The sequence below is a fragment of the Microcystis sp. LE19-8.1F genome (assembly GCF_027531715.1).
In the GTDB taxonomy this organism is placed as follows: Bacteria; Cyanobacteriota; Cyanobacteriia; order Cyanobacteriales; family Microcystaceae; genus Microcystis; species Microcystis wesenbergii_A.
Map to the genome: position 1 here is coordinate 1 of NZ_JAPZSO010000235.1, position 18,045 is coordinate 18,045.

Here is an 18,045-nt window from a genome sequence, read left to right on the forward strand (position 1 = left end):
GGCTGGCTGAATAAATCTAAAAAACTTGTTGGATAAGGCTTTTAGACTTTTTTGACCTCAAAAAGTGCCGACCCTTGCACTGATCGGGGGTAAAATTCCGGTACTTTTTGCCTGAAAATTAGGTAACTGACTACCTCAAAATCGGTAAAACCCTACACCCCACACCCCACCCCCCCAACCCCCCCGATGTCGGGGGGGCAGGGGGGGTGGGGGTTGGGGGGGCCACACCCTGCCCCCACGAAAAACTTTTTGCCGCAAACCCTATGTATTTGCTGCCAGGGTACTGAGGCTAAATTGGAGGGCGTTGCTGATTTGAGATCTGAATCTTTTTTGGTGGTGTTTTTAAAACCTAGAGCCAAACTCGCTTTTGGATACGATGCACAGTTAGCATTCATACCTTGATTCAGCAACGCCGAAAAGCGCATTCGTTTAAGGCAAAGTGAACTGTTGCAAAAATTTCCAGACTACTTCACTAGCATTGATTGCTTGACTGTTCTTGCCCACTAGATTTTCACGGTCTCGATTGCTAAAATCGTTTTGGTTAGCCCGTCTCATGATTCGCCCTCCAGGCCAACCATGACCTCCTCCCTCAATGCGATAGAGCATGACGGTGGCATTTTGATGACAACCTGAATACTGGTAAGATACCACTTTAGTCCCATCATGCTCCGTGTCAGGAAGTTGTTCCTCTTTTGGCGTTGCCGAGCAGCCATTATTTTTGCGCCAAAATGCCACCGTCTCCGGAACTGAAAGGATTTCTCCTCTGGCACCCACTGTCATTTCTCCTCCTACCCAAGGGACAAGTCTATCCTCAGTGCCATTGATCATAAGTACGGGAATAGGTCTTTGGGGCCGACATCTAGATTCGAGGGATTTTGCCATCGTCGAACTGACAGAGGCGATCGCAGCAATTTGGTTAGCCATTTCGCAGGCTAATCTTTGGGCAAAAAACCCTCCATTGGAACCCCCAGTAACATAGATTCTTTTTCTGTCAACATTCCTCAATTTTTCTACGTCTTCAATCACGGCCCGAACGAAAGCAACATCGTCAATTTCTGGGTGAACCTCAGGGGTGTTGCGTCCGTCATTCCATTGCCCCCCAGCAGCACCTAAGTTAATGCCGTTGGGATAGACAACGAGAAAATCTTCTCTATCAGCTAAATCGTTAAACCCGGTTTTCGCCGCCATGGTATCACCTTGACCAACACCACCGTGAAAAGCTAACAACAGTGGTATGGGTCTGTCCCTAGTATAAGAACCGGGAGTGTAAAGATAGTAACTTCTTTCTAACCCTTGATTGTATAGAGTTCTCAAGACCATATCTTGATTGAGATTAACTCTCCTTCTTCTTCTCATTGTCTGCGATAGTAACTGTTCCTTTAAACTTTCTTGGGGTTGTGGCTGGCTGGCATAACAAGCGGTCAAAAATAAGAGAGTAAGCAGACATAAAAGAAAAATCATGCTTGTCATTCGCCTGAGCTTTCCAATTTTCATTTTAAGCAAATTGTCAACATTATAAGGGAGTGATTGGGTTTAAGGAAGCCAAGACCAAATTTCGATCTGGAAGAAACGCACAATCGGACTGGAAAAAGCGACAATGAAGGGTTTCATCGGCCCTTCAATCTTAGCATAGCCCGTCATCCCAGTCTTAAAAAGGTGTTTTCCATAGGGAATTTCCACCAAAACCTTCACAACTGGTTCTGAAGACAAATCGGCCGTTGTTGTGCTGTTGCCGGCCGCAGGGGTAATGGAGACAACTTTCCCCATAATGGTTTCCGTGGGATAGGCATTGAGTTTGATTTGAACATTTTTACCAATCGAAAATTGTCCGACATCGTACTCTGGAACTTGCACTTCTGCCAAGATCTTGGTAGCATCTTGCGCTGTCGCAAAGGTCTCTCCTTGATCCAAATAGCTACCCACTTTGGTGTCCAGATAAGGAGTTACTAGATAACCATCCAAGGGCATGACTAAGGTGGTGAGTTTGAGTTTATCTCGCTCTTGCTGCTCTTGTTTCCTTAAGCGTTCTAGCTCGGCACGAGCCACTTCCACATCCTGCCGAGCCGCTTCAATCTCGTCGGGGTAGGGACCGGCTAACAGTAACTTGAGCTGAGATTCACTTGTCTCCAAAACTCTTTGCTTGCTTGCTAGCTGGCTGCGTGCTTGTTCGATTACTTGTTGCTGTTGTAACAAAGCCTGGCGCTTTTCTTCCGCTTCAATTTTCTTGGTTTGAGCGTTCCTTTGGGCATCTTCTACAAGATTTAGGGCAATTGCTCCCTCTTTGTAACCTTCTTCCAGGCGAGAAGCCTCACGGAAATAAAAATCAGCTTGGGTGAGCGCGCTTTCTATTTGCTTCTTGATTACCTCTAAATTTTGCTTGTCCACTGCTACCTCTTTCTTAGCTTTATCTACTTCTTCTCGAGCTATCTTTACCTGATTGCGGGCTACTTCCACATCTTCCTTTCTTGGCGTGGCTAAAAGTTTAGCTAGATAAGATTGCTTAATTTTGACATCGCCTAGCGCTTTTGCGATTTGAGATTGCAGCGTCTCTATCGTATCTTCAATATCGACATCTTCCATCTGGGCAATGACCGTTCCTTTGCGGATTAATTGCTCGTTACCCCCTGGGAACATGACGCGAGTAATTTTGCTTTTACCATCAACTTCAGCCTGAATAGCCACCTCGGCGGGAGTGAGTAATTGCAGGGGACCTCCTGGCATAGTCCGATAAGGCAGAAAAAGCAGCGCCACCAAACCAGCTAGGATAAAAAATTTCAGATTTTTCTTCAGCCAAGACTGAAAGCCTTGGCGAGAACGACTTGAGGGCTTTTTTGAGTTCTTAGTCTCTTCTGTCAAGTTAGAAGGAAGGCCACTCGTACCTTGGGAATTCCGTCCCCTGAAGAACAAGCGAGAAATCTGTTTGCGAAAACCGATGAATACCAGGACGGAGACGATAATTATCGCTGATTCAGCCCCAAAAATTTCTGGAAAAAGTGTGTATAGACCTTTGGCAAAATTGGTAACGATCAAATAGATCATCAATAAACAAAATAAGATACTCCCCAGGCCAAAACCGACAAGCATCAATTTTTCTCTCGTCGATAAAAAACTAGGCAGATTCCGCCCCTTGATCACCATCCCCCACGCTCTGAAAGACTGAGACATAAAGTTATCCGGCAGTCGGAAAAAAGCGATCAAGAAATAATAACCATAGAGAGGCCAGAGAGGGCAGGCCATCAACACAAAAGTTACCAAAGCAGCATGGGCGAGTAAGAGGAGCCAAATATGAAATGCTGTTCCTGAACTTCTCTGTGCGTACCAAAAAATCATACCAAAGCTAAAGATAAAAAGGCGCATGATCAAGGGAGTCCCATAGATCCAGAGTTGGGCCTTTCGTGGTACGCTTTGATACTCTCTCAGGTCCACCTGGAAGTGAGGCTTGAATCCTAAAGCCAAGGTCATGCCAAACACGCTGGCACGACCGCCATAGGCAGCAAACACCGTCCCTTGAATAATACGGCCGCATAAATTCAAGATTAAAATGTCAACTAAATAACTTAGGACAAAGGGTAAGCCATCAACAAAACGCCCCACGTCGTACCATAAAACCGTCCTATTATTCCAAAAAGTCAATAGAGCAATAGGTAAAAGAGGCAGCAATAGCCAAGTTGACCATCTAAGCCAACGGTGGCAAGGGTGAGTCCAACGGGCTAGGCTAGTAAAAACGGCATCAGGGTTAGGATGTTTCCAAATAAAACGCAACGAATGCTGCTTGGATTTTTTCTTGGTTGGCGAGGAGTTTTTGTGACCGTTTCCTTCCTCGGATTGAGAGGATGGCAATTGGTTCTGATGCGGTTCTAGTAGTCCAAAACTATCAATCTGTCCAGCAAACTTCTGGTAATCTTCTTCAGTGAGACTGATATTAAAGCGTTCTTGAAAACTAGCCAAGATTTCTGGTACAGATGTCACCCCATCCATAAGTTGACATAAAAAATATTCTTCTTCTCCGAATTCAAAAGTTTCCTGAGAGATGGGATCTTGAATAAAATAACGCTTGGCCGAGGTTTGACGATCTATTTTCCTGGTGACAAGCAAATCCTCACGCAAGCAATTGGAGAGAGGCATAGGCATAGAGCTATTAATAAAAAATTATAGATATGATACTAGATTTATTTTAAAGCATAGTATATTATATGGTTAACTATAAACTCTGATAGGTCGAGAACCATTTTATGAGAACGACTAAACATAAAAACCAACTCACGGGAGACATCTATACCGTAGCATCGAAGCCGCCGATGCACCTGGGCGGCAATAGTCCACCCTCGATCAATACAGCGTTCATTAAAACTGATGTTAGAATAAAAAAGCCAACGCACCCAGGGGTGCCAAGATGGGCGAATTGGTGGTTCTCGCCAGACAAAAAGCTTGACCAAAGTAAAATACCTGACAACAAGGGCGACATCGTTTGTAAATGAGGAATCGCAACATAATCAAGTTTTGTTATCTGCTGCCGGGCAGTCAGTGGATTTAAAACAGATGCTTGTGGAGGGGAATCTGGACGGGGTTTCAAGACAGAGATGACTTGGGACTAGACAAACCCGATGAAACAAGAATCTCCCGTCAAGCTACGCTGTGACGGTGAGAGTGTCAATGTAAAGCCGTGCTTCTAGCACGGGGTTTCCCACCCAATTTTTCTGATGAATTCGGCAAACTCACCTGCTCAGATTGCGATTATTGGCATGGCTGGACTGTTCCCAGGCGCCAAGGATCTGGCTACCTACTGGCAAAATATTCTCAGTAAGGTCAGCGCCATTCGAGAAGCCCCCGATGACTGGAATCCTGCCAATTCTTGCGATGATAATGGCGGATTATATACCTGTAAAGGGGGGTTTCTTGATGATATCGCCGAATTCGATCCCCTAGAATTTGGCATTATGCCCAACTCCATTGAGGGGGGCGATCCGGATCATTTTCTCTCCCTGAAAATTGCCCGGGATGCTTTGAAAGATGCCGACTATCTCGATCGCCCTTTCAACCGTGAAAAAGCTGGCATTATCTTGGGGCGCGGCACTTACTTCAATCGGGGTTTTGGCACGGTCATCCAACATGGTCTGATCGCCGATCAAACCATAGAACTGTTACAGCAAATCGTCCCCACTCTCGATGCCGAAACCTTGGGCCGGGTCCGCCAAGAGCTAAAAGCCAGCTTGCCCCCCTTTAATGCCGAGATGTCCCCTGGATTAGTACCTAATGTGGTGACTGGACGCATTGCCAACCGCCTCGATTTAATGGGTCCTAACTACTTAGTGGATGGAGCTTGCGCTTCCTCTTTGATTGCCGTTGATTTAGCAATCCAAGAACTGTTGAGCGGTCGCTGCGACATGATGCTGGCGGGGGGAGTCCAAGCTTCTACACCACCCCAGGTTCACATGGTCTTCAGCCAACTCGATGCCCTCTCCCGTTCTACCATCAAGCCTTTTGACCAGTCTGCCGACGGAACTCTTCTCAGTGAGGGCTTGGGAATTTTAGTGCTCAAACGCCTAGCTGATGCCCAAAAAGACGGCGATCGCATCTACGCAGTTATTCAAGGTATTGGCACTGCCAGCGATGGCAAAGGTTTGGGACTGTTAGCTCCCCGTTGGCAAGGGCAGGTACTGGCCATCCAGCGAGCTTACGAGAATAGCGGCATTGATCCAGACACAGTTACTCTTGTGGAAGCTCACGGCACGGGGATGCCCTTGGGAGATAGGACAGAAATTAAGTCCCTCACCCACATCTTTGGCCAACGTCAAGGGGAGATGCCCCACCGGGCCATTGGTTCGGTTAAATCAGCGATCGGCCACTGCATTCCCGCCTCCGGAGCCGCCAGTCTGATTAAAATGGCTTTAGCTCTTTATTATAAAGTCTTACCTCCTACCCTCTGTCAGCAGCCTCACCCCTGTCTAGAGGAAGAAAAGACTTCATTTTACGTCAATACAGAAGCCCGTCCTTGGATTAACGGACAGAGCAAAGAACCCCGTCGTGCTGGTATTGATGCCTTTGGTTTTGGGGGCATCGATGCTCACGCCATTTTGGAAGAATACGATCGCTCCCCTGAGCTTCCAGAGAGGAAGCTGCCCTGTTCATGGCCCACAGAATTGTTCGTTTTTTCGGGAGAGGAGACAGCCAATCTCATTGATTTAGTTGAACAGGTAGAGCGGCGGCTGCAGTCATCCCCAAATCTGATCCTTTCTGACTTAGCTTATACCCTAGCTAACCGTAATCCTAGCCCTCACCGTCTGGCTATAGTTGCCACCGAGAAGACGGATTTACAAGCCAAACTCCAACTGGCCAAGTCAAAACTAGCAGAACCCGGGCGGACTCGTTTCCAGACTCGCAGTGGCATTTACTACGCTCAGGTACATCCGGAAACTGAAGTAGGTAAAACCGCTTTCCTATTTCCGGGAGAGGGATCTCAGTACACCAATATGCTCTCAGATCTCTGTCTCCACTTCCCGAAAGTGCGGGCTTGGTTCGACTTTTTAGACGATATATTTGGCAAAAATAGGAATTATCCGCCAAGTTACTTTATTTTTCCGCCACCCACAGGCTTGAGCGAGGAGCAACGCCTCCTAGCAGCCAAGGAGTTGTATAACCTAGATCTGGCAACGGAGACAGTTTTTACTGCTAGTATGGCTCTCTACGAACTGCTCAAAGATCTAGAAATCCAGTGTGACGTGATGGTTGGTCACAGTACGGGAGAAAATACAGCCCTGATTGCATCTGGAACTATCCAACTGGCCAGCCGCCGAGAAATGGGGCAGAAAATTCTCGAACTTAACCAAATTTACCTAGATTTGACAGCAGAAGACCGCATTCCCCGAGGGACTCTGCTCACTGTTGGTGCTGTGGAAACTGCCATTTTGGCAGAGATGGTCGCCCAATCTTCGGGGCAACTCTACCTAGCCATGGACAACTGTCCTAACCAAGCCGTTCTCTTTGGTAATGAAGATGCCATCAAGCAAGCGGCCAATCAACTCAGAGAATTAGGGGGAATCTGTACCCGTCTGCCCTTTGATCGTGCCTACCATACGCCCTTGTTTAACCAAGTGGCAGAAGCTCTCAGGGAATACTATCAGGGGTTGACTGTTGGACCAGGGCATACCCAACTCTACACTTGCGCTACGGCGGGTCCTTTCCCGCCAACACCACCGGAAATTCGAGAATTGGCCCTGAGCCAGTGGTCGAGCCAGGTGCGCTTCCGGGAAACGATTGGCCACCTCTATGAACAGGGAGTCAGAACTTTTGTCGAGGTAGGTCCTAGTAGCAATCTCAGCAACTTCGTTAGAGATATTCTCTCCCAGCAAGACTGCTTGGTTCTGGCCAGCAGCAGCCAACGTCGTTCCGGTCTCGAACAAATTCAACATCTGTTAGCCCAGTTATTTGTCAACGGTCGCGCCCTCAATTTTGCTCCTCTCTACCAATACCGGCAAGTGGACCTAGTAAACCTAGAGACTGCCTCTCTAGAAGCAGCAGGCAACGGTAGGCAGAAAAGGCTCTTGGACTTGACCATGCCCAAGATGAAACTTACATCAGCTTTTGTCCACACCCTTGAGCAGAAGCTCCCCTCGGTGCCGCCAGTGGCAACGGGTAGAGAGGGCCAAGTCCCAGAGAGTATTGAACTACCGTCAACTTTGCCGGTTTTCCCCCCAGAGAAGCCTCCTCTACAAGAGCAGATTTCTTCACCCAGTTTCTCTGCCAGCTTCCCCGATATTCGTCTTCCTGTCTTCTTGAGTCACTTGGATTTGATGGAGGAATTCCTCAATAGTCAAGCTAGGACGATCAGCAGTTTCTATACAAACCCATTCTCCCATCAGCAGCAAGAAGCGGTTGGTCTGCCTTGGGTTGATGTAGAATCTGTTCCCCTCAGCTTTTCAGAGGCTTGGCCTTTCCTAGGGGAGATTATTGAGAAGGGCGAAGGCTACCTCTACTGCCGGCGACATTTCGATCTCCACTGGGATGACTTCATTTATGACCATATGCTAGGAGGCCCCTGGTCCCATCGGCAGGCTGGTGAATTTCCCTTGCCCGTGATTCCCTTTACCGTCAGCATGGAAATTATCGCAGAAGCTGCTGCCTTTCTCTGTGATGGACAGCAATGGGTCAGTCAGGTTGACAACGTGCGTAGCTATCGCTGGCTGGCTCTGGAACAGGGATACTTGGTTCTCGACATCGTTGCCCAACTGCAAGAGCAATTAGCACCAGATATTTGGGATGTCCACGTCCAACTGTTTCAGCCGTCGCGGGGCAGCGAGCGCCGTTTAGTCTTTGAGGGTGATGTCAGGCTCACCTCTCAACTAAATCCATCACCACCAGCAACCCCTTGCCAGTGGCAGGACTCCCAACCCTCACGCTGGTCAGACGAGCAACTTTATACGGAAGGTATGTTCCACGGCCCGCGACTCCAGGGAGTCAAGCATATCCGCCAGGTCAGCCAGCAAGGGATTGAAGCTGATCTAGAAGTGATGCGCGTCGATAATTTTTTTAGAGATATTGCCAGACCCATCTTTCAGATTGATGCGCCACTTTTGGATGCGGCCGCCCAGTTAGTGGCCTACTGGGGTTCGGAGTTCTTTGGGGTGAATTTTCATACTTTTCCTTTCAGTGTTAGGGTTTTCGAGCAATATGCTCCTCCCTTGCCTGCCGGAACTCCCATCTCCTGTCGTGGTTGGTTAAGCTTTGACGGCGAGCGACAGCTTCAAGGTAATTTTGAGTTTCTCAACAGCGAAGACCTTGTGATTGCTCGCTTGGAAGGATTACTGGAAATCTTTATTCGTGTCCCTCTGGAGTATCATCAACTCCGCCGGGAGCCGCAAGTGGCCTACTGGTCCGAGCCTTGGCAAGAGGAAGTAGGTATGCTCTCCCGTCGGCTGACCTTAGTTCCCGTCAACTTTTTGGATGAATTGGGAGGGGTGATTAAATATATCATCGCTCACCTGATTTTCACCCAATCAGAGCGAGAATTTTGGTACAGTTTACCAGAGCAGGGTTCCGAGCGTAAGCAGTGGCTCTTAGGGAGTTTGGTGGCCAAGGAAACCATTCGCCAGTTTGCCTGGCAAAAATTTGACTTGGCTCTGGGCCCCCTAGACATCCAACTCTTCCCCACCGAGAGCGGTAAGCTGCAAGTGTACTGCCCTCCACTGGAGAAGATAGGAGTAGTGCCTGAGGTTTCAATCGGCCAGAATCAGAACGTTTTTGTTGCGGCTGTGGTTGAACCAAGTATTGATAATCAAGAAAACTAACAGGCAGCCTTTGACAATAGCAGCTAAGTGACTATAATGTAAACACAACATTAATTCTTGTTCAATTGTTGTTTTTGAAAAGTGAGGTTAATTAATTTATGTCTGGGAAACAAAGTTTAATTTTTAGCCAAGAAGATATCGAAGCCCAAGTAATTGCTGTCTTAGAAAATATGACGGCCGACTGGGAATTGGAGGATGGCGGCAAAATAGATACAGAGACTCGCCTCATGGAAGATTTGGCTTTTGAATCGATCGATGTGGTGCAGTTGGTAGTTGCCCTAGAAAAGAACTTTGAGCGCAAGGGATTGCCCTTTGAACAACTATTTATGAGGGAGGGAGACTACGTTGATGAACTTGAAGTGAAAGAAATTGTTGAGTTCCTGCACAAAAATCTGCAATAACTATAACAACTAATAGGAACTTGATACTCCCACGGGTAAACGCGTGGGATTCTTTGAAAGAGGATTTTTATGAATAAAGTTTTGATGCTTGGACTCGATGGAGCGACCTTCTCTCTCTTGAATCCTTTGATGGAGGATGGTATCATGCCATTCTTGCAGCAATTTGTCAAGCAGGGAGTGTGGGCAGATTTAATGTCAACCCCTAATCCTCTCACCCCGCCAGGATGGGTATCGATGATCACTGGCAGGAGTCCTGATGCTCACGGCATCCATGATTTTTTGTATCCTGAACAGGTTGGAGAACAAATCTTTCTCAAGGTCAATGACTCCCGCAATGTTCGCTGTGAAACAATCTGGTCGATGGCCAATCGCTATGGCAAACGGGTAACGGCTTTGAACTTTTTTGGCATGGCTCCTCCCCCGCCTCTTGACGGCTATTCCATCTCTGGTTTCGTCACTTGGAAGCATTTACGGAGTGCCACCCACCCCTCTCAACTAATTGATACCATCAAAAACTTGCCTAATTTTGACTACAAACATTTAGGCATGGATATCACGGAAGAAAAGAAAACCATTCAAGGCATACCGGAAGAAGAATACGAAGATTGGATCGCCATTCATTCCCAGAGAACGAAAACTTGGGCTGATTTACTCGCTTATCTGATGACAACCGATCCTACGGATTTAACTGCCATTGTCTTGGACAGTCCCGACAAGCTGCAACACTTTTTCTGGCGCTATCTGTATCCACCACTGATGGGGACTGATGCGGATCCAAAAGAGAGCCAAATTCGCGAACTCTGTATTCAGCACTATCGAGAGTTAGATGGCATGCTCGAGCAGTTGGTGAAGTTGGCAGGACCGGAAACTAATGTCCTTCTGACCTCAGACCATGGATTCGGCACGACAACAGAAGTTGTTTATCTCAATGAATGGCTAGCCCGTCAAGGATACCTAACTTGGGGGGAAACAGCCCAGACGGATACGGATGGCAAGTTAACAGCAGACAGGATGAAAGATCATCTCATGCTGATTGACTGGCAGAAGACCATCGCCTATTGCCCTACCCCTAGCAGTAATGGCATTTACATTAAGAAAGAGACTCCTCTCAATCATGGTGTTAAAAAAGAAGATTACCAGCAATTTTGCCAAAGCTTGCAGCGACAACTTCTTGACTACAGAAATCCAGCCGACGGGGAACCGATCTTTCTTGAAGTCACTTTAAACCGAGCTAAACTTGCTGGAAGACCAGAAGCGGAAAATTCCCCTGACATGACCGTCAGGTTGCGGGATGGGGGCTTTGTTTCCATTTTGAAATCCACAGAGGTGGTCAGGCCTAGAGTCAAACCCGATGGAACTCACCGTCCGGCTGGAATTTTCATCGGTTCTGGTCCTGATTTTGTCAGCGGCCAACACTTACAACCTCTATCTATTCTCGATATTACGCCTTTGTTGTTATACTGCTTGCAACTGCCAATTCCCACTAATCTAGAAGGAAGAGTTCCCCAAGAAGTTCTCAAACCTGAAGTTCTTAAGGCTCGTCCCATTAATTATCAAGACTTCTCTGACAGTTGGGAGCAGGAAAGTAACGAAGAGGAAGCAGAAATTTCTGAGACCGAAAAAGAGGCTCTTCTACATCAACTTCAGTTACTGGGTTATATGGAATAAATCTGATGGGACATCTCCAAGAATTGAGTTATAACCGTTATGATACCGATTTAAAATCTCAGTTTCCGGAGATGTCTAATGTAACTTTCTCAACTTTACCCGTTAAAGACAATGCCTACAGTTCAAGTTGATCCAGTTCACCAGATATCTTTAAACTACCAATGCTTGGGAGAAGGGGAAGATTTATTGCTTATCCATGGGCTAGGAGCTAACCTAGCTTTTTGGTATCCCGGTATCGCTTCTGCCCTTGCCCAGCACTACCGCGTGATTATTTATGACCTCAGAGGCCATGGCAAAAGTACAATATCTGACTCTGGCTATACTCTGACTCGGATGGTACAAGACCTGCGAGTCCTGCTTGAGTATCTCGAAGTCGAAAAAGTTCATCTTGTCGGGCATAGTTTTGGAGCGAGGGTTGCTCTCCTTTATAGCATTTCCCATGCTCAGCAAGTTAAGTCTCTGACAGTAGCAGATACTCAATTACAATGCTTGCAAGCCAAGATGCGGCTGCGGGATTGGCCTCATTGGCAGAGTTGGCGACAAAAACTTCTAGAACAAGGAGCGCCCCTGCCGTCAGAAGATCAGATTATTGATTTTCACCTGCTCGACCAGTTAAATACAACTGTCAATGAACTGACCAAACCTTCCTTAAAAAACCGTGATATGGGCAGAAAAGGAAAGGAGCGATGGCAAAAATTGATGGCAACTGGTGCCAAGCAAGAATTTGAGCAGGAAACTGAAATAACGACGGCTAAATTGTCACAAATTATTCAACCAACTCTAGCAATTTATGGAGAGAAGTCTCACTGTCTGCCGACTTGCTCCCAGTTAAAGAACTTACTTCCCAATTGTTCGGAGGTAATTATTCCAGAAGTAGGACACTTTTTTCCCGTGATTAAACCCGATCAATTTGTGCAAGTGATCTTGAATTTTTGCCAGAAGGACAATCGGTTTTTAGAGAGAAAGTTGTTGGTCAGTCCAGCTTTAGAAAAATAGTAATAACTACTGCTTTTCTACAACAGCATCTCCGTCACGACTTGAGAAAATTGGGAACCAACAGTCCATGTCTAATCAACAGAAAGTGGCAATTGTTACAGGTGGCAGTCGAGGCATTGGTAGAGCGACTTGTTTAGCTCTTGCTGGGCAAGGCTTTTCTGTTGTCGTCGTCGGCACCAACCCTGAGCGCATTGAGCAGACTCTCAACTTGATCAATGATAAATGCAATCCTTCTCCAGCTTCCCATCTCGGACTAGCACTAGATGTTAGAAAGGAAGCAGATATGGAGGAAATGGTCAACCAAGCAGTCGCCCATTTTGGTAACATTGACTTACTTGTTGCCAGTGCTGGATTGGGTAAAAAAGTCAGATCAGATCGTTCCCTGCCCCGTCCGACTACTGAACTTTCCTTAGATGAATGGCACGATCTCTTGGAAGTTAACCTAACAGGAATATTCTTAAGCAATCGTGCCGTTTTGCCGATCATGATCTCACAAGCATCGGGTCAGATTGTGAATATTTGCTCGTCAACAACACCCTATGGTTTAAGGGGGGAACCTTACGCTCCCGCTTATTGTGCCTCCAAGTTTGGCGTGGTAGGATTGACTGAATCCCTTGCTGAAGAGGTGCGCCCCTATGGTATTCGTGTGCAAGCAATCTTTCCTGGTTTGGTAGAAACTGGCATGATTGCTAAAACTGCATTAGCCCGTCGTTATGGTGGACTACTCACAGTAGAAGATGTGGCAGCAATTATTGTTTATTTAACTCAACAGCAAGACGATACTGTAATTGTCCACCCCCACCTACTTCCTGTTTTAGAAAGATAATCGAGAGGATTGTCAAGGAGAAGATTCAATTATGAGCGAGCAAACAGGTTCTAATTTAACCGATCAAGTCACAATTATTACAGGAGCTAGTGGAGGCATCGGTCTTGCCTGTGCCAAGCGACTCTTGAGCCAACACCATAAAGTGGTATTAGTAGATATCAATCCAGAAAAATTGGCTAGTACCGTCGAAGAATTAGTTACAATTGCTCCACCAGAGCAAATTCTCAGCTTGGTACTTAGTGTCTGTGATGAAAATGATATGGCGGCAATGGCCAGCAAGACAGTAGCTCATTTCGGGCGGATTGACAACCTCATTGCTTGCGCTGGTATTCTGCGAGTGGGAGAGGATTTGAAAACAATCTGGCAAACCTCTTTGGAGGAATGGCGGGCAGTGATTGAAACTAATTTAACGGGGACTTTTTTGAGCAATCGAGCCGTTATCCCCACGATGATTGAACAGAAACAAGGGGATATTATTAATATTTCTTCAGTTTCTGGCCGTCAAGGTCGGCCTTTCGATGGCCCTTATTGCGCTTCCAAATTTGGCATTATTGGACTGTCTGAATCCCTGTCGGAAGAGGTTTCCGCTTGGGGAGTGCGGGTACAGACTATTTTACCAGATGCCATTGATACACCTCTGTGGAATCAAAATGGCCCAAGTGTGCCTAAACCAACTTACGCTCTTCCTCCAGAAAGGGTGGCTGAGTTTATTAGCTATCTTCTGAGTTTACCTAGAGATACTTTCTTGCTCAATCCCGTCCTGATGGCTTTTAAGAGCCGCAAAAAACGTCCTAAGATTAAGTAACGGACTGGCCTAAAAATGACACCCCCGCCGATTTATCGGCGGACTTCTGCTGACAGTAAGTTAAAGCTTACTAAGGCCTACCGAGCCAGACTTCTAGCCCTCCTCGCGGGTTGTCAGTATAGACCCACTTGCCATTTTCCCTCACGGCGATTTTAGGTGCAAAAGGATTGGCCGTACCCGCAAAAAATCCGTGGGGAGTCGAAACTAAATTTCGCAAGCCAATATTGTAGGGATTGCCAAACCCGTGCTGCTCCACTGGCAGCCAGTTTTCTCCGTCATAAGTTCGCCACAATTCAAACCCACTTTGATTTTTGATGAGATTTTCTAGTCCCACTTTATCCAGATAGCGCCGCGCTCGCTCTTCCAGTTTAGTGTGATCGAACCAGGAGAGAATAACACTACCATTACAAGTTCCTAAATAAAGCCAACCGTCATGAATTCCCATGTGCCAAAAATAGCCATTAAAAAAATTGCCAAATCCTGGCTGTAGATAGCTAATAGGGCGTTTTTCGCCTTGGGGAGTCTGACGGGGGGAGCCCACCACTAGCTCCCAACTATCATCGGGAAAAATGCGGATCAATTCCCCAGGTGCAGGTCCGATGCGATTGATAATATCATACCCAGAGTTTTGAATCGCACTCCCCACATATAAGGCATCGTTGAAAACCATCATGCAGGCCGCAATCTGGTTGAGCGGGCCGCGATAGGCTCCTTGGTCAATCACCTTTACCCACTTATAGGGGGGTTGGCCCAGACAGTCACTCCGCCAAACTTGGAACCCAGTACAATTGAAAGTACCTGCGTAAAGCTGATCTCGAAAAGGACAGACAGCAAACACGGCTTCATTGGTCGGATCACCAAAACCGTTAAGGCTACAGGGCTGCCATTTCCCTCCCAGAGGATCACTGCTTTCGTAAATAATGGTGTAGTCTGAGGTATTGTGCTTACTGTTGCGAGAGCCAGTAGGTGAAGTAAACAACTTGCCGCGAAAGGGGACTAAAAACCGGATGCTGGTAATCGGCAGGCCGACAATACCATATTCAGAAGCAGGCTGGAAAGTCTCTCCATCTTCAGACCGTAAGATTAAAGCTCCAGGCGCTCGGCCAGGGCAGGTACTCGCCACATACAGGGCTGGCTGGGAATCGGATTCTCCTTGGAAAACCATCATGTGGCGGTAGCCCATCTCCCTCGGCACCATTCCCCCCTCACTGCCCATTACCATTGGAGATTGGTACACATATCGCCATTCTTCGGTCACGGGATTGTAACGCCAGATTTGGGAGCGTCGATCTACTTGCTCATATAAGCCCTCCACATCATCGGGACATTCAATTGGCCAGACCTCAAGCCCCCATTCTTCAATGCAGCGATGCAATTTGAGCGCACAGAGCAGAGAGCGGGTTGTACCCACAAATAAATGATCTTTAAACCACGCCATAGAGTGGGCGTGAGTATTGTGTCCATCGCCGAAACCATTTTCGCATATCTTCGAGAAATTGGGAAATTTCAGTCCTGCAGGAGGGGAAGGGTCAAAGGGGCGCTGTCTAGGCGAAGTAACCATATTTGGGATACAATAAGTGACAAAGTTAAGGAATATTATTATAACTCCTAAATTTACTCATGTCGGCCACCCCACCCTTATTTATTCTGGCTTCTCCCCGTTCGTTTACTTCTCTAACCAGCGCCATGTTAGGGCAGCACCCAGAAACCTATGGAGTCCCAGAAATCAATCTTTTTTATGCTGATACAATCGAAGATATTCTCCAGCGCCTGAAAGATGAAGGACAGGCTCGAAAAACCCACGGACTTTTACGCACTATTGCCCAACTCTATGCTGGAGAACAGAGTTTCCCTGCCATTAAAATGGCTCATCGCTGGCTCATGCAACGTTCCCATAAGACTGGAGGAGAAGTTTATCTCGAACTGTGTGAGAAAGTTCAACCCCTGTGCATTGTCGATAAGTCTCCCGCTTATTCTCTATTTATTGAAAATCTTCAAAGAATTCCCAAGACTTTCCCTGATTCATACTACCTCCACCTCGTCCGCCATCCGCGAGGACAAGGAGAATCGGTCATGAAACTGGTACCGGAGGTTCGCATCGGCAAAGCCCCTAAAAAAGCTATTTTCGGAGCGCCAAAAACTCCTAACCCAACTATGCTTAACACTCTAGATCCCAGCCAAAAAACTGCTGTGATTGACTATCAATTTCTCTGGTATCGGATGCAGAGCAGAATTATGGAATTCTTGGAATCTATACCATCCGAAAAACAAATGCGGCTGCGGGGAGAAGATTTGTTGGGCAATCCCCCTCTTTACTTTGAGAAAATCTGTCGCTGGTTGGGCTTGTCTTGGAATGAAGCAGCCTTTGAAGCGATGTTACATCCAGAAGACTCCCCTTTTTCTTCCCCGGGTCCTTTGGGAGCGCAATTTGGTAACGATCCTAACTTTTTAAAGAACCCGGTTTTCCGACCCAAAAATATTACCTTACCCAAGTTAGAAGGACCTTTACCTTGGCGTTCAGACGGCAAAGGATTCAGTCCAAAAGTGATCGAAATGGCTCAGTTTTTAGGATATGATTGAAAGCCCTAAGTTCGTGGAAGTGTCAAGATGCGATTAATTTCATCGGTTTTAAAGCCGACGGCCATTGGTCGTTGTACCTGAGATAAAACAGCTACATCATACAACTCATCGATGACCCCTTCAATCCGCAGCCAATGGGTGATCTCCCCTCGATGTAGATCGACTACTAACAACCCACAGCGAGGCTCAGTTTTCCTAAGACGCAACTCCTCCTCTAAGGGTAAACCAGAAAAGGTATGGTTATGCCGGGGTTGAGATAGTCCGAGAACAGCGAAGTCCCCGATAAATGCTAAACCCCGCAAATAGCCAGGGCAGAAAGCAACTGGCTGGAAAACGCCGTTGCCGTCTAGATGGCCAAACTCTCCCCTCCCAGAGTTGAGCAGCCAAAGTTTATCTCTATACCAGCGGGGTGAGTGGGGCATCGACAGTCCCGCGATCATGATTTCATTGCTAGTAATGTCGATAACGCAGCCTCCATCTTGGCGAAAGTCTCGCCAGCCATCCACACTATCGCTCTGGCTAATGGCAGTCACATATCGGGGGCTGCCATCTCGCAAAGCCAGTCCATTGAGGTGGCAACGGTCTTCTGCCACTAGCTGAGAAATAAAAGTCGGCTGCCACAACGGGACAAAACTATACCTTTGACTTACCGCTGCCAGACAACTGAAGCGGGTGTTGACAAAGATAACTTCTCCTGACTGGTCAACTGTTAGGTCGTGAATATCTAAGTCCCCAGTCACGTAACTCATTTGAGGTATGAAGAGGCGATCGTAGCCATTATAACTCTGTCCCGGTTCTAGGGCATTCTCTAAGCACCAAAGTTGATAGAGAGAACTTAAATAGAGTGTCGTCCCATCAGTCCATAAGCCCATACAGCGATCGAAATTTCGTTCAAAGACTGACAGCCGACTTTCATCTGTCAGTCCGATAAAAAATAGTTTACCCGCTTGGTAAGTCGTGAAGGCAAGGCTTACCCGTTGCTCTTTTAACCAAGTGGTAAAACCTCTCGAAACAATCATGTTGAGGGGCTGAGAGGAGTAGGAATCAGTTGATCGCTGACTTGACTGCATTTGTATCTGGCTCCATTCGTAACAAGTTAAGCTATTGAGCAAGTTTTCAAGGGGGTTTAAGCAGTGGATTGAAAGAAAAATTGCTCAAACTCATCGTGGGCTCAATTTTTCTTGTCTCCCATTCAGAGGCTAGAAGAGAACGTTGCCCCCAACAACCAAGTCGGTGGGGGTGAGGTTGTTCACTGTCACTAGGGTAGTGAAACTGCCCGCTCCGATCGCACCATCAGGGTCAATTTGTACCTGGACATTGACCCCTTGCGGTCGGAACCGCAGATAGCCATCACTCACAGGATTGCTGCCTTGGTAGTTGAGACTGCTAAATAGTTGGGTCAAAACTAAGGTATCGCCAGTGGCAGCGAAATCACTGATCACCTCAGCACCGGTACCCCGATCGCTCAAAGCCTGATAGGTAAAG

General features: G+C 47.0%; 12 protein-coding genes. 7 read left to right on the forward strand and 5 right to left on the reverse strand.

The annotated features are described in order from the left end of the window. Nucleotides 1–429: 429 nt before the first annotated feature. Entirely contained in the window at nt 430–1,461 is a 1,032-nt protein-coding gene (locus tag O9334_RS21300; RefSeq protein WP_288002368.1) for an extracellular catalytic domain type 1 short-chain-length polyhydroxyalkanoate depolymerase, read from the reverse strand. Nucleotides 1,462–1,533: 72 nt separating this feature from the next. Next, nucleotides 1,534–4,131, reverse strand: coding sequence for an HlyD family secretion protein (locus O9334_RS21305; protein WP_045357588.1), 2,598 nt, complete (start codon nt 4,129–4,131; stop codon nt 1,534–1,536). 569 nt (nt 4,132–4,700) lie between these two features. Between O9334_RS21305 and O9334_RS21310 the strand changes: the two genes are divergently transcribed. From O9334_RS21310 to O9334_RS21335, 6 genes are all read left to right on the forward strand, one after another. Continuing rightward, nucleotides 4,701–9,284, forward strand: a complete 4,584-nt coding sequence (locus O9334_RS21310; protein WP_288002370.1) for a type I polyketide synthase — start codon at nt 4,701–4,703, stop codon at nt 9,282–9,284. Between the two features lie 98 nt (nt 9,285–9,382). Next, nucleotides 9,383–9,685 (forward strand): acyl carrier protein, encoded by a 303-nt coding sequence (locus O9334_RS21315; RefSeq protein ID WP_045357582.1) that lies wholly within the window; start codon nt 9,383–9,385, stop codon nt 9,683–9,685. Nucleotides 9,686–9,754: 69 nt separating this feature from the next. After that, a complete protein-coding gene (locus O9334_RS21320) occupies nt 9,755–11,353 on the forward strand; it encodes an alkaline phosphatase family protein (RefSeq protein ID WP_045357580.1) in 1,599 nt (532 codons plus the stop codon). Nucleotides 11,354–11,464: 111 nt separating this feature from the next. Beyond that, a complete protein-coding gene (locus O9334_RS21325; RefSeq protein WP_045357578.1) occupies nt 11,465–12,349 on the forward strand; it encodes an alpha/beta fold hydrolase in 885 nt (294 codons plus the stop codon). 67 nt (nt 12,350–12,416) lie between these two features. Continuing rightward, nucleotides 12,417–13,175, forward strand: a complete 759-nt coding sequence (locus O9334_RS21330) for an SDR family oxidoreductase (RefSeq protein ID WP_002751234.1) — start codon at nt 12,417–12,419, stop codon at nt 13,173–13,175. Nucleotides 13,176–13,206: 31 nt separating this feature from the next. Next, on the forward strand, nt 13,207–13,980 hold the full coding sequence (locus O9334_RS21335; RefSeq protein ID WP_288002374.1) for an SDR family oxidoreductase: 774 nt from the start codon (nt 13,207–13,209) through the stop codon (nt 13,978–13,980). Nucleotides 13,981–14,050: 70 nt separating this feature from the next. Here O9334_RS21335 and O9334_RS21340 read toward each other — a convergent pair whose 3' ends face one another. After that, nucleotides 14,051–15,541, reverse strand: a complete 1,491-nt coding sequence (locus O9334_RS21340; RefSeq protein WP_288002377.1) for a hypothetical protein — start codon at nt 15,539–15,541, stop codon at nt 14,051–14,053. Between the two features lie 59 nt (nt 15,542–15,600). Here O9334_RS21340 and O9334_RS21345 point away from each other — a divergent pair, with 59 nt between their 5' ends. Beyond that, nucleotides 15,601–16,560: a sulfotransferase family protein gene (locus O9334_RS21345; RefSeq protein WP_002751240.1), complete on the forward strand. Its 960-nt coding sequence runs from the start codon at nt 15,601–15,603 to the stop codon at nt 16,558–16,560. Nucleotides 16,561–16,565: 5 nt separating this feature from the next. Here the strand turns inward: O9334_RS21345 and O9334_RS21350 are convergent, their stop codons facing one another. Both O9334_RS21350 and O9334_RS21355 read right to left on the reverse strand, forming a co-directional pair. Beyond that, nucleotides 16,566–17,579, reverse strand: coding sequence for a TIGR03032 family protein (locus tag O9334_RS21350; protein WP_288002378.1), 1,014 nt, complete (start codon nt 17,577–17,579; stop codon nt 16,566–16,568). A gap of 180 nt (nt 17,580–17,759) precedes the next feature. Further along, nucleotides 17,760–18,045: type I secretion C-terminal target domain-containing protein (locus tag O9334_RS21355; RefSeq protein WP_288002380.1), on the reverse strand; the 286-nt coding region annotated here is incomplete at its 5' end.